The organism is Endozoicomonas sp. ALC013 (genome assembly GCF_049310205.1).
Lineage (GTDB): Bacteria > Pseudomonadota > Gammaproteobacteria > Pseudomonadales > Endozoicomonadaceae > Endozoicomonas.
On the sequence record NZ_JBLYNS010000052.1, the window covers coordinates 1 to 12,081 of the forward strand.

The 12,081-nt window shown below is 46.5% G+C and carries 12 protein-coding genes; 8 read left to right on the top strand and 4 right to left on the bottom strand.

Annotation, left to right across the window (positions count from 1 at the left end; genetic code table 11):
* A partial coding sequence (locus ACO6V1_RS11480; protein WP_422466931.1) for an IS110 family transposase occupies positions 1-272 on the bottom strand: 272 nt, incomplete at its 3' end.
* 287 nt (positions 273-559) lie between these two features.
* On the opposite strand from ACO6V1_RS11480, the gene ACO6V1_RS11485 reads away from it, so the two are divergent.
* Positions 560-1,078 carry a hypothetical protein gene (locus ACO6V1_RS11485; protein ID WP_422447337.1) on the top strand — a complete coding sequence of 173 codons (519 nt, stop codon included), beginning with the start codon at positions 560-562 and terminating at the stop codon, positions 1,076-1,078.
* Between the two features lie 130 nt (positions 1,079-1,208).
* On the opposite strand, the gene ACO6V1_RS11490 is transcribed toward ACO6V1_RS11485, so the two are convergent.
* Complete coding sequence (locus ACO6V1_RS11490; RefSeq protein ID WP_422463776.1) at positions 1,209-2,081, bottom strand: tetratricopeptide repeat protein; 873 nt, start codon at positions 2,079-2,081, stop codon at positions 1,209-1,211.
* Between the two features lie 219 nt (positions 2,082-2,300).
* Here ACO6V1_RS11490 and ACO6V1_RS11495 point away from each other — a divergent pair, with 219 nt between their 5' ends.
* The 4 genes from ACO6V1_RS11495 to ugpC all read left to right on the top strand — a co-directional run bounded on the left by ACO6V1_RS11495 (position 2,301) and on the right by ugpC (position 6,522).
* Positions 2,301-3,605, top strand: a complete 1,305-nt coding sequence (locus ACO6V1_RS11495; protein ID WP_422447333.1) for an extracellular solute-binding protein — start codon at positions 2,301-2,303, stop codon at positions 3,603-3,605.
* Positions 3,606-3,802: 197 nt separating this feature from the next.
* Positions 3,803-4,561, top strand: coding sequence for an ABC transporter permease subunit (locus tag ACO6V1_RS11500; RefSeq protein WP_422466933.1), 759 nt, complete (start codon positions 3,803-3,805; stop codon positions 4,559-4,561).
* On the top strand, positions 4,561-5,409 hold the full coding sequence (ugpE, locus tag ACO6V1_RS11505; RefSeq protein WP_422447331.1) for a sn-glycerol-3-phosphate ABC transporter permease UgpE: 849 nt from the start codon (positions 4,561-4,563) through the stop codon (positions 5,407-5,409). The genes ACO6V1_RS11500 and ugpE overlap by 1 nt, the downstream gene beginning before the upstream one ends.
* 12 nt (positions 5,410-5,421) lie before the next feature.
* A complete protein-coding gene (gene ugpC, locus ACO6V1_RS11510; protein ID WP_422447329.1) occupies positions 5,422-6,522 on the top strand; it encodes a sn-glycerol-3-phosphate ABC transporter ATP-binding protein UgpC in 1,101 nt (366 codons plus the stop codon).
* Positions 6,523-6,677: 155 nt separating this feature from the next.
* Here the strand turns inward: ugpC and ACO6V1_RS11515 are convergent, their stop codons facing one another.
* Complete coding sequence (locus ACO6V1_RS11515) at positions 6,678-8,582, bottom strand: DUF4105 domain-containing protein (protein ID WP_422447327.1); 1,905 nt, start codon at positions 8,580-8,582, stop codon at positions 6,678-6,680.
* 69 nt (positions 8,583-8,651) lie between these two features.
* Complete coding sequence (locus ACO6V1_RS11520) at positions 8,652-9,155, bottom strand: DUF3015 family protein (RefSeq protein WP_422447325.1); 504 nt, start codon at positions 9,153-9,155, stop codon at positions 8,652-8,654.
* Positions 9,156-9,593: 438 nt separating this feature from the next.
* Here ACO6V1_RS11520 and ACO6V1_RS11525 point away from each other — a divergent pair, with 438 nt between their 5' ends.
* The 3 genes from ACO6V1_RS11525 (at position 9,594) to ACO6V1_RS11535 (ending at position 11,975) form a co-directional block, all read left to right on the top strand.
* A complete protein-coding gene (locus tag ACO6V1_RS11525; RefSeq protein ID WP_422447323.1) occupies positions 9,594-10,622 on the top strand; it encodes a metallophosphoesterase in 1,029 nt (342 codons plus the stop codon).
* A gap of 275 nt (positions 10,623-10,897) precedes the next feature.
* Complete coding sequence (locus tag ACO6V1_RS11530) at positions 10,898-11,104, top strand: hypothetical protein (RefSeq protein WP_422460440.1); 207 nt, start codon at positions 10,898-10,900, stop codon at positions 11,102-11,104.
* A gap of 292 nt (positions 11,105-11,396) precedes the next feature.
* Entirely contained in the window at positions 11,397-11,975 is a 579-nt protein-coding gene (locus tag ACO6V1_RS11535) for a hypothetical protein (protein WP_422460442.1), read from the top strand.
* Positions 11,976-12,081 lie beyond the last annotated feature (106 nt).

Below are 12,081 nucleotides of genomic sequence, written 5' to 3' on the forward strand. Positions count from 1 at the left end.
TTGTAGTCGTTTTTGTTGGTTTTGACATAAGGCTTGACAAACTGAGGTGAAATCAGCTTGACAGTATGTCCATAGCTCATGAATAACCGGGCCAAATAGTGAGCACCACCACAAGCTTCCATAGCGATAATGCAAGGCTCCAGATTTGCCACGTACTCCAGTAGATTCTTCCTGGACAACTTCTTTCTGATGACTTTCCTGCCCTTCTCATCAACACCAAACAGGTGAAAGTTGTTCTTGCCAATATCGATACCAAGTACTGAAATAGTCATGGGTGGTTCGCTCCGGTTAATCCTGTTTAAATGGTTAACTCCATTTTGGCTCATTTGAAGCCGTTTAGGAGGGGCGGACCATCCCATTAGTCCGAGAATAGACTGCCCTACTGCGGTGGCAGCAAATTGGTCTAAAAATTCCGTTTTGTTCGGCAAATAGCCCCGCTATTCACCTCAAAAAACCGAATTTTTATCCTCAATTTTCTGTCGTCCTCGCTACGGGGTCGCCTAGAGGGGCTGATCTCACCCCCTTTCTGGGTATCATTTATACCCTTGAAAACTGGCGTTTGATTACCGAGATACTGGAAAAAAATGTAAAGCAACCAAAGAGAACCAGGCATGAGGCTGACGAGTTAATATGGCTGGTACCCAATAATCCTTTCTGGGGAAAATCCGAAAAAGTTCTTAGTTGCTTACAATATGTACGGGATAGCGCAAAAACCACGGGGAAAAAAGCCAAAAAGCTGTACCAGCCAAAATTGTATTTGCCGCTGGCAGAAAATCATGACCGGCTACGGCGGGTTTGTGGAATAGAGTTTGAGGATTTCGATAAAGATAGCCTGTTTGGCTACACAGGAGACTTCTGCAACGGCAACGTTGAGGTGATTGTTAACAGCGATTTATTTGCTGTCGTTATATATCATTTATCAGCACCGGATACTTCTCCCATACCTATTCCGTTTGGCTTTATGACAACGGATAAAAGTCATATTGCTCATATCCGATCGCGGGTAAAGGCTTTCTTGAATGATATCGATATGGCAACAGGTAAGCCTCATGATATAGGTCAGTTAAGGCCAAAATAGTTACGGTTCGAATAGGGTTTCATGTTTTACATGAAGCCTTTCCTACCTGATATGGAAAAATAGAAGGGCTTCACTTATTTTTCAGAATAAAATACTCATGTCCTCAGCTGGTTGGTTTTTTGGACGAGAACTAACTCATCTCTACATCCGACATCTCTGGCTGTAACAACTTCTTAAACGACAGATGGCCATGCAGAACCTCAAAAGCCGTCTCACTGACGACTTCATCCTTTAATGCGGGAGATTGCAGTATGGCGGTTTCAAGGTCCCGTACTGCTTCATCATGCTGCCCAAGTGCCGCTTCTGCACAGGCCCTTTGCCAGTAGGCAAGCGCATATTCGTGATCATGATCAATCGCCTGATTGGTCAGTGATAGCGCCCATCGGGCCTCACCAAGATCCAGCAACGAGTCAGCCTTATAGGTCAGTGCCTCAACATCTTCTGGCTTGATTTCAAGAATCTGGTCATAGATGTTGATCTGCTCATGGAGGTTCGTCTCAAGCCCTGCACGCATCCATAATGAATGAACCTGATTGGTTTGCGATATCTTTTCCTGGGCAGAAATAATCTGCTCCGAACGCACGACCAGCTTCGTCTCAAGCTCATTCAGCCTTTTCTCATATTCCAGTGTCATCTGAGAAACCTGGCTTTCGACCTGTGCCTTAATGGTTTCACGAACCTCTCGCAATGAACGCCACCCAAGCAAAACCAGAATCGAAGCCGCGCCAGTAATGATGAAAAAGATATTGTTAACGGTATCCGTTGTATAGCGAACCGCCCGATCTGAGGCATCCAGCCGGGCCTCAGCAACTTTATTGATCAGTTCAGCCCGCATGAACTGCTGATCCTGACGGAGATTCTTGAGCTCATCAAGAATATAGCGCTCAATGAACGGCTTATAGAGGGGTTCATCAATCTCAGCTGGGGTTTGAGCCTTAACTGAAGAGATGTTCAGCACTACAGAGCAGGCAAGCAACAGCTTGAGGATAAGTTTATGAGGCATTAATCCTCCCTGGATTAGCCATCGTCTGATAATAACTGCGTTAAAGCTCTACCTTATCCCGACACAGGAAAACGGGTCAATGAGCTAAAGTTTTAACCTGAATCAAACAAACGTCCATTAGAAACCGGCAAGTCGAGTTTCAGATTTTAACAAAACTGTCATTTTGAATTCTTAGGATGTGTTCTGTTGACTAATAAAATCAGAAATGGATTGTTATAAATGAATATCAGAAAATTGATCGTGTTTGCTGGCTTGAGTGTCTCCTCTTTTGCGGCATCAATTGCACAGGGTGCAACCGAATTAACCCTGTGGCATGCCATGGGTGGAAGAAATGGTGAAGTGGTTGAAATATTAGTAGACCGCTTTAACCAGAGTCAGGATGAATACAGGCTGACAGCGGTAAACAAAGGCGGTTATGAAGACACGATGACTGCCGGTATTGCAGCTTTCAGAGCGAGAAAAGCGCCACATATCATTCAGGTTTTTGATGCCGGTGCTGCAACTGTTATCAATGCGAAGGGTGCCGTCTATCCAGTGCAGGATCTGCTGGAAGATAATGGCATTGCCTTTGATAGCAACGATTATATCCCCGGTGTTCGACACTTTTATGCAGACTCTGCTGGCAAAATGATCGGAATGCCCTTCAACAGTTCCACACCTCTTCTTTATTTCAACAAAGAAGCCCTTGCCAAAGCCGGTGTAACTCCACCCAAAACCTGGGAAGAGTTTGAGCAGGCAGCGCCCAAACTGAAAGCCGCTGGTTATCTGGCATTGGCTCAGTCTCACAGCCCATGGATCTTTTCCGAGAACTTCCATTCCCGCCATAACCTGCCCATGGCAACTGGCAACAACGGTTACGACAGCACTGATGTAAAAATTCTCTATAACAACGATGCCCTGAAAATGCACTGGGGCAAAGTCAAAGAGTGGATGGATGATGGCTACTATGGCTATTACGGCAGAGCCTGGGGCGATAATCAGGATGCCTTTACCAAAGGTCAGGTGGCAATGTGGCTGGGCTCATCCGGTTCTTTCGGAAACTTGCAAAAGACGGCTGACTTTGAATTTGGCACAACCTATCTGCCCTACTGGAACAGCCTGATCGAAGAGCCCAAAAGCACCTTTATTGGTGGTGCAGCACTGTTCAGTTTTACCGGGCACGATGCGGATGAATACAAGGGCATTGCTGAATTCTACAAATTCCTGACACAGGCTGAGACTCAGTTGTTATGGCACAAGGAAACTGGCTATGTGGCCATCACCAACGATGCCTATACACTGGCCAAAGAGAGTGGCTATTACCAGGAAGCACCGGATGCTGAGGTTGGTATGCTGCAGTTGAGCCTTGCTGGTGGCGAGTGGACCAAAGGCTATCGTCTGGGCTACTACGTTCAGATTCGTGAAAGCCTCTACAAGAATTATGAAAAGATTCTCTCCGGACAGACCAGTGTGGACGATGCCTTCAATTCTATTGAGCGTGAATCCAACAAACTGCTGTCCCGCTTTAACGACACTTATAACTAAGTGGCTAATTGTTCTATCACCACAGTTACTCAGGGGCTGTGGTGCTTCTGGTAACATTTTTCGGGTTATAAATTGTTGTGCAGAAAAATCAGTTTCAACACAGTGCACTGCCGTATTTCTTGATATTACCCCAGGTACTCATCATCCTGGTGTTTTTTCTCTGGCCATCTGGCCAGGCTATTCAGCAGTCATTTTATATGGAAGATGCTTTCGGGCTTTCCAGCGAATTTGTCGGGTTGCGAAATTTTACTGATGTTCTGGAAGATCCGGAGTATGTCAGCACGGTGTTGTTTACCTTGTTTTTTTCAGTGATGGTTACCCTTTTTTCTCTATCACTGGCATTACTACTGGCGGTTCAGGTGAATGAAGTGTTGACCGGTGCCGGGGTTTATAAAACCTTTCTGATGTGGGCCTATGCCATCGCGCCTCCAGCGGCTGGCCTGGTTGGCAGTTTATTGTTCAGCCCTTTGATGGGGGATCTTTACAATGGTATCAACGCACTCGGCTTTGACTTTAACCATACCCGGGATGGAAGTGATGCGATCTTCGTTGTCGTTTTAATTTCTGTATGGAAGCAGTTAAGCATCAACTTTATTTTCTTCTTATCCGGTTTGCAGGGGATACCTGCTTCTGTTCAGGAAGCTGCAAGAATTGATTGCCCGGGTTCTATTAAACGATTCTGGACAGTTACCTTTCCACTTCTGGCTCCAACCACGTTCTTCCTTTTGGTTATCAATACGACTTATGCTTTCTTCGAAACTTTTGGCGTGATCGATCTGACCACCCGTGGCGGCCCCGCAGGCTCAACTACGACATTGGTGTACAAGATTTATCAGGATAGTTTTCTTGGCGCTGATTTGGGAGGTAGCGCCGCGCAGTCGGTTATTCTGATGCTGTTTGTTATTTGCCTGACGATTATCCAGTTCCGTTATGTTGATAAAAAGGTGCATTACTGATGAGTAAACCATGGACTCGCACCGTCATACGTCACGGTATTTTAATAATGGGCACCCTGATTATGGTGTTGCCTTTATGGATTGCGCTCATGTCATCCACCCATACGCCGGAGACATTGTTTAAGGAAGGGCTGCAATTTTTTCCCGGAGGGCATGGATGGGAAACGTACAAGGCCATTCTTGGCGGTAATGATGATTTATCAACACCCGCCTGGCGTATGTTGTGGAACAGTCTTGTGCTGGGTCTGGGCTTTGCTATTGGCAAGATCATTATCTCCACCATTGCTGCCTATGCCCTGGTTTATTTTCGGTTTCCCCTGGCAACACCGTTGTTCTGGATGATTTTTGCAACACTGCTGCTACCTCTGGAGGTCAGGATTATTCCTTCCTATGAAGTGGTCGCCCAGCTGGAGCTGCTCAACAGCTACGCCGGATTGATTATTCCCTTGATCGCATCAGCGACGGGCACTTTTTTCTTCCGGCAGTTCTATCGCTCAGTGCCTGGAGAATTAATGGAAGCTGCCCGTATGGATGGTGCCGGGCCGGTGCGGTTCTTTGTCGATATTCTTCTGCCTTTGTCGTCCACCATGCTGGCTGCAATTTTCATCATCATGTTTGTGGTTGGTTGGAACCAGTATCTCTGGCCATTACTGATGACAACAGATACTGACTACTACACAGTCGTCATTGGCATACGACAAATGTTTCAAACCATCAACGAAGGTGGTGACTTACCTCAGTTTAATATCGCCTTTGGCTTAACCATTCTGGCGACAATTCCCCCGGTTCTGGTTGTGGTGATCTTCCAGCGAATGTTCATCAAGGGGTTGGTGGAAACCGAAAAATAACAGGATATCAATATGTCTCGAGTGCAAATAGACGGCCTTGGAAAGACTTATGCCAATGGTGTTGCAGCCGTAAAAAACATCAGCATCGATATCGCTGATGGTGAGCTGGTGGTTGTCGTTGGCCCGTCCGGTTGTGGTAAATCAACGCTTCTGCGAATGATTGCAGGCCTGGAATCCATCACCAGTGGCGACTTGTGGATAAAAGATCAGCGGGTGAATGACAGGGAGCCGGCGTACAGGGATATTGCCATGGTGTTTCAGAACTATGCGCTCTACCCACATATGACGGTGTTTGACAACATGGCATACGGCCTGAAAAATCGAAAGCTGGCAAAGGCTGAGATTGACAAGCGGGTTAAAGAGGCTGCAAAAACGCTTGAGCTTTCTCAACTGCTGGATCGGAAACCAGGCCAGCTCTCAGGTGGACAACGTCAGCGTGTGGCCATGGGGCGCGCAATTGTGCGTAAGCCTGAGGTCTTTCTCTTTGATGAACCTTTATCCAATCTGGATGCAAGGCTGAGAGGCCAGATGCGACTTGAGATCAAGAAGTTGCAGCGTCGGCTTAAAACAACTGCCATCTATGTGACCCATGATCAGATCGAAGCCATGACGTTAGCCGACCGATTGATTGTTATGAATAATGGCATACCCGAACAGATTGGTACACCGGACGAACTCTATAGTAATCCGTCGTCGCTTTTTGTCGCCGGCTTTCTTGGCTCTCCCTCGATTAATTTGTTGAAAGCAACTCAGTTAGCTGACGGAATTGCATTGGGACATAGCCAAATTGCCACACTGTCGGGCAAACTCGATGGTGACTCGGCTATTTTGGGCATCCGTGCTGAAGATTTACAGCTGTGCTCAAAAGAGGATGCGGACCTGATACTGTCTGTGGAACTTGTTGAGCGGTTAGGCTCTGAGTTACTGGCGGTCGGTGTTGTAAAAGGCTCTAACGAGAGGCTTAGTGTTCGCCTTGATAAATCTGCCCAGATTGATGAAGGGCATGAGTTGCCACTGGAAATCAACCGGGATCATTGGCACTGGTTTGATGCTGACACAGGTCTGCGCAATGTAGACTGTTATCGTGAGGCCATTAGCGAAGCAGTGATTTAATGCTATTGATGATGCGGTTTTTTATCCTCAGCAGGGAATATAAAAACCGCTATTTATAAAGGAATACGCCATTTACCTGCCTTAAAAACGAAGAAAGGCGAAGTTCTGAATATCGGCAGCGGTTGTCTTGAGCCCGCTCTTTCTGTTAGCTGTCACTACCAGTAATGTCCAAAAAGCACGGTAAATTCATCACTTTCGTCATGTTCATAGGAAAACCTTAACTCCCGGTTTTTGCTAATCTGATATCGGGTATCAAAGCGGAAGCTGTTTAGGTCTGATCTGGAGCCATCAATTTGCTTCTTATGCTGGTATTCAAAAAGTGCATTTATCCGTTCAGAGATGCTGGCCACGGCATTGACGGTGATGCGGCCTTCCAGATTTCCGGCCCCTTGTTTGTTGTCACGAACGGCGGCACCAACAAATCCGGAGAGAGCCAGGTGATCGGTAGCCATTGCCGTGTATCCCCTGTCGCCCTCTAGCTGAAGTGTCAGACAGGTTTCTGAACAGTCGGGCCGGGCAGGCTGTAAACCCGCTTTCAGTCTCCACGAATCATACCCATCACCGGGAAGCCCGGTCGCTTCTGTTGCGAGGCTCTGAATACTGACAAAGTCCACACCATCCACAATGACTTTGTCGTCAAACATGGACAGTTCAACCTGGCCCATAATCAGCTCACCAAACTCAGCATGTTCTGCCCCTCCATCCAGACTGTCATAATAGGCAGGACGAATATTCACCGTCATACCACCGCCAAGCTCGTCATTGTAACGCAGCCCGAGTTGAATAAGGCTTGGGTCGCGCCCTTCATCGGGCGAGACGGGCTTTTCATAGGTGGGATTACTGCCACCGGGAGGAAGAGTGTAGCGGTGTGCCAGTACATTGTGATAGGCCAGCTCAATGGCGTGTTGATCGTCCTCTGAAGCGGTCTGACCAAGGAACTGATAATAATCAAGCAGGGTATCCAGTATTGAAAACCTGTCGTCCATACGTTCTGACTGGAAAATATCCGTATCGAGTATGTGCGGGTTGGCAATGGCTTGTGCAACCATGCTTTTATGTCGGTCCTGAAGCGTGCGAAAACGACTATAGAGACGGAACTGCCTTGATGGCTGAAAAGTAATCGCTTTTACCAAGTGTTTGCCGTTTAATGTGGCTTTGTCCAGTTCCAGAATTTGAGATTGCGGTATCACCCAAAAATCATTATCGGGGTTGGCTTTCACTCCATCGATAATCTCAAGCAATTCCCCAAGACGAAATGAGCAATTTTTATTCAGGAAAAAGTATTGGTATTCCTTACCCAAGACTTCCCATGTATGGGCGAGGACAAAATCGACCTGTTCAGGTGTTAAATCCAGTTCATACTCCCAGAGGTCACGCAGTTCCAGCTCCCCATAATTCTGATTATGAAAATAGTATTCAGCATGGCTGAAGCCTCCTTTATATCCACCAAACAAGCCCTTGAAAATGTAACTGACCGGGTCTTCACCATCTTCTACGATGGCTCCAAAATTGACACTGGTATCCAATAGCTGAGTACGGTCTTTGTCTTTTGAGTTCAGCTTCAGCAGGGTGTGGCCATAATAAGATGCCGGGTTACCCAGGTACCCCGAGGCAAAAATAATGCTTAATGATTTCGCATCACCGTACTCGGACCATTCAGAAAATTCAGGGCAGTGAACAGGCGTCACTGACTCATCTGTTAAACCAAGTTCCGACTTGAGCCACTGATACCTTGCAGGAAAACGACATTGTGCGTGAGAGTCAGGGTCACTGTCCACTGGCTGTGAGAATGCCTGTAGTGTTGCCAGTAGTTCAGCTTCCGGTTTGGTTCGACCATCGGGAGCCAGAAAGAATTCTTTGGTCTGAATTGCACTTTCAACTTCTGCACCCAATAAGCCGGATGGCTCATAAACCAGCAATTTTTTCCATGTATCGGTTATTGATAGCTTTTGGATGGTAGCAAGATGGATATAAGGATTAACAGAGGAGGTGTCAGGCTCAACAGCAAAAGAAGACAGCGATAAAAGCAACAGGCAAAGAGAGAAGATAGGTTTAGTCACTGCTTACAGGTCTTATGGTTTGACTGAGATATGGACTGGCGCTGTCTGCAGACAACGCCAAACATCAGATCAGGCGGAGCAGCTATCCGCTACACTGGCAACACCTGCATCCATCGCCTGATAATATTGAGTGGCTTTTTCCACGTCAGACAGGGTTGAATAGCTGGCAGCTGTCACGTTGCCCACCATGTCTTTGCGGATAGACTGAACAATCGTCGGGTGAGCCGATGCCTGACACCCCCGCACAGTCAACATTGCGGTCAAATGCTCACCTTGTCCAAGTGCCGTTTCTTCGGCCAGATTGTCGTAATTATCAATAATGAATTGTGCCGTTTTTACTTTGCTGCCATTACATGTTTCAGGGCTCATGGTTGCAGAAGTAACAGCCGTTGATCCAATATCCCAGATGACATTTGAGGTTACCGCAGCCCACACAGGACCTTCGGAAAACAGAGCGGCTCCAATACCACAGTCTGAATATGGGTTAGGACCGGATCCAACCGGCTTGTCGGCAGCGCTTACAGATGTGGCTACGCACAGGAGTGCAGAGGCAATGACTGGAAATTTTAACATTGATAAGCTTCCCTGATGATCATTCTGATTTGAGTCAAACTCTCGCATACGCTGTCCGTATGGCATATACAAGAGCTTAGTATGTAACAATACTTATCAGATCATAGAAATACAATGCAATCTTTCAGGTATTTGGTGGTTTAAATAAATTTAACGACAGAATTCGCCAACCTGAATATCATCGCAAACCTAACAATGAAACCATCAGGGTAGTGAAAGTTTAATGCCTATCTCAAGTACAAGTGCTGATACCGCACTGTCTATTCTGGCTGTTATTTTCTTTGTTATCATGTTAACCGGGTTTGCCATTAATACTGGCAGTCAATATTTACACAACAACTGTTAGATAACTATTGAGAAGGCGACTACTCTGTTGACATTATCTGCGTTTGGCTGCTTTCTAGCATTGAAAATTCACCACTCTCCGAGGGTTATCGGTTGTTTAAGCTGTTTTTGTCCAGCGTGCTGCTATTTTTTGGCATCTTGCCACTAGCCTATATCAGAAAGAACCTCATTATTGAAAACGAGTTGTATGGCCTGTTTTTTGGTAATTATGTCTATCTTGCACACTACTTGCTGCTTACTGTACTGATACTGCTGATCGTTCATTATCTGATAAAGCCTGTGCCGGTCTATCTTCGAAAATGGATTATTGCCGCTTCGCTATGCACAGTGACTGTCATTGGTTATATCAGCTATCGTTATACCGATGTCGTTCATACCCAAATCACTGTTAACAAAATCGCTGATAGAGAACAGCTGCGTATCGCCTTTATAAGCGACCTCCATCTTATGCCAACGTCCAACAAACAGCTGTTTGTGGATATGGTAGCGAAGGTTAACGCTGAAAATCCCGACATCATTATGTTTGGTGGCGATATTTTTCAGGACAGCCATACCAACGTTAATGAGGGATACAAAAAAGTTTTTGCTGAATTAACAGCAAAACATGGTGTCTATTCGATTCTTGGTAATCATGAATACTACGGTAACGATGTGGATGGTAATGTTGCCTTTATCAAGAATTCAGGAATTGAGATTCTGCACGATGAGGTACTCACTATTGATGGCATTCGCTTAATTGGCCGCGATGACATCGGTAATAAGTTTGCCGTTACCAATCGGATGAGTCTGAAAGAAATTTATGAGCGCGACAATGTTCAAGCCAGTGATCCGATCATTGTCTTTGACCATAATCCCGTCTCTATACCAGAAAGTATTGAGAACAAGGCCGATCTACAGGTTTCCGGTCACACTCATGCTGGCCAGTTTTTCCCTTATAATCTGATCTTGCGTCGAATGTACCCGAACGTCGTTGGCCATAAAGTTATCGACGGGCTGCACACTATCGTCACCGCTGGTGTTGGCGTGGGTTGGTGGAAAATCGTTGGGCCATGGCAAATGCCCTACCGATTTGGCACCAGAGGCCAAATTAATATTATTGATGTGAGCTTCGCAGCACTCTAAACAAGGCAGTTGAAATAAAAAGCAACGAGCGCAACAAGCCCTGCCAGACTTGTCCTGTGCAGGTCTTTTGGTCGCAATAATACAGTCATTTGCCCGTTTCCAGGGTGGTGTATTGTATTTAGGACTGGCATAAAGGCAGCTTGAGCCTTGAATCATAACAACGAATGTTGCGCTCGTTGCGGTTTTAATCAAGAGTGAATAACCTGGGGGCTTGTTGCAGTTAACAAAAACCTATCTTAGTTACTTGAACCTATTCACAATGAGTAAGTTCTGTTGTGAATGATCGATACTCCATCTCTCAGGCCGCTGACCATTTAGGGGTATCCCCTTCTCGCTGGGAGGCTTGTGGAAAACTCGTGCCTGAGCCTACTGTCGGCGGTCAACGACCTTACAGCGCCAGTCTGTTAATGACGAAACAGTCTCCACAGGCACAGCGCAAAACGGTGGGTTTCCAGTCATACCAGAAAGAAAAAGACCTGTAGTGGCAGCAGGAAGTGCTTTCGTTCTATTGCGCCTCTAAAGGCTGGCAGTACGAGATCATCAGTGATCTTGGCAGTCACAAAAACCAGCAGCTGATGGAGAAATTGAGCAAATTTGTAGAGGAAACCGGGTAGCCATGAGCGAAATAGACTCGTTTCTGACTGACAGCCTGTCACTGACCTTCCAGACCCGCCTGAACGTCTCCGCTGCCCAGAAGCCGCCCTGTCCGCTATCGCCGGGCTGATGTCGTCCATCGAACGTGGGTTATATGCACAGTGCCGTAAGGGACAATCATTGGCTTCCCTGAAAAACAAGACCATTGCCCGCTACCGGATTCCTGCCCGGTACTTTAATGCAGCGAAATCCAGCATTGAGGGTAAGATTCGCTCAGTCATATCCAACCTGGCAAACACTGAAGACAGTTACCAGCGTCGCATCTGGTCAAAGCATCGGCACATAGAGAAACAGACAAAGACACTGAACAAAGAAGAAAATCCTCAAAAGCGCGCTCAACTGCGCTTTGGCCAGCACCAGTCTAAACGACGTCTGTCAACCTTAAAGGCTCGCCTGCTTCGTATACGGCAGAGGTTGGAAAGCAATGACCCGGCTATCTGCTTTGGCTCCAAAGTCCTGTTTAAAAAACAGTTCCACCTGGAGAAAAACGGCTATTTTGGCCATAGCGAGTGGCAACAGGACTGGCAGGAAGCTTGGCTTAAAATCGGGCTTTGGCGTAGCCGCTCACCGCTCAAGAATCTTAAAGACTCTATAGGAACGGAATCTCATAGCAATTCTCCAGCAACCTATGAAGTAAGTCCCTTGTTGATATGCCTTGGGCGGATTACTACTTCACATCAGGGCTGTAGAGCTAATTAAGGAGCTGTCCTGAAATAATTTCCACATTTCTGGGTTTCAAAACTACGTTCGTCCTGAGTGCTGAGCTTGTCGAAGTATCGAAGGGCGTGAACTCCGGCCTCATGTA

Coding starts and splice junctions, on each gene's coding strand:
- ACO6V1_RS11490 (WP_422463776.1), bottom strand. CDS start 2,081: ATGCCTCATAAACTTATCCTCAAGCTGTTGCTTGCCTGCTCTGTAGTG.
- ACO6V1_RS11495 (WP_422447333.1), top strand. CDS start 2,301: ATGAATATCAGAAAATTGATCGTGTTTGCTGGCTTGAGTGTCTCCTCT.
- ACO6V1_RS11500 (WP_422466933.1), top strand. CDS start 3,803: ATGGAAGATGCTTTCGGGCTTTCCAGCGAATTTGTCGGGTTGCGAAAT.
- ugpE (WP_422447331.1), top strand. CDS start 4,561: ATGAGTAAACCATGGACTCGCACCGTCATACGTCACGGTATTTTAATA.
- ugpC (WP_422447329.1), top strand. CDS start 5,422: ATGTCTCGAGTGCAAATAGACGGCCTTGGAAAGACTTATGCCAATGGT.
- ACO6V1_RS11520 (WP_422447325.1), bottom strand. CDS start 9,155: ATGTTAAAATTTCCAGTCATTGCCTCTGCACTCCTGTGCGTAGCCACA.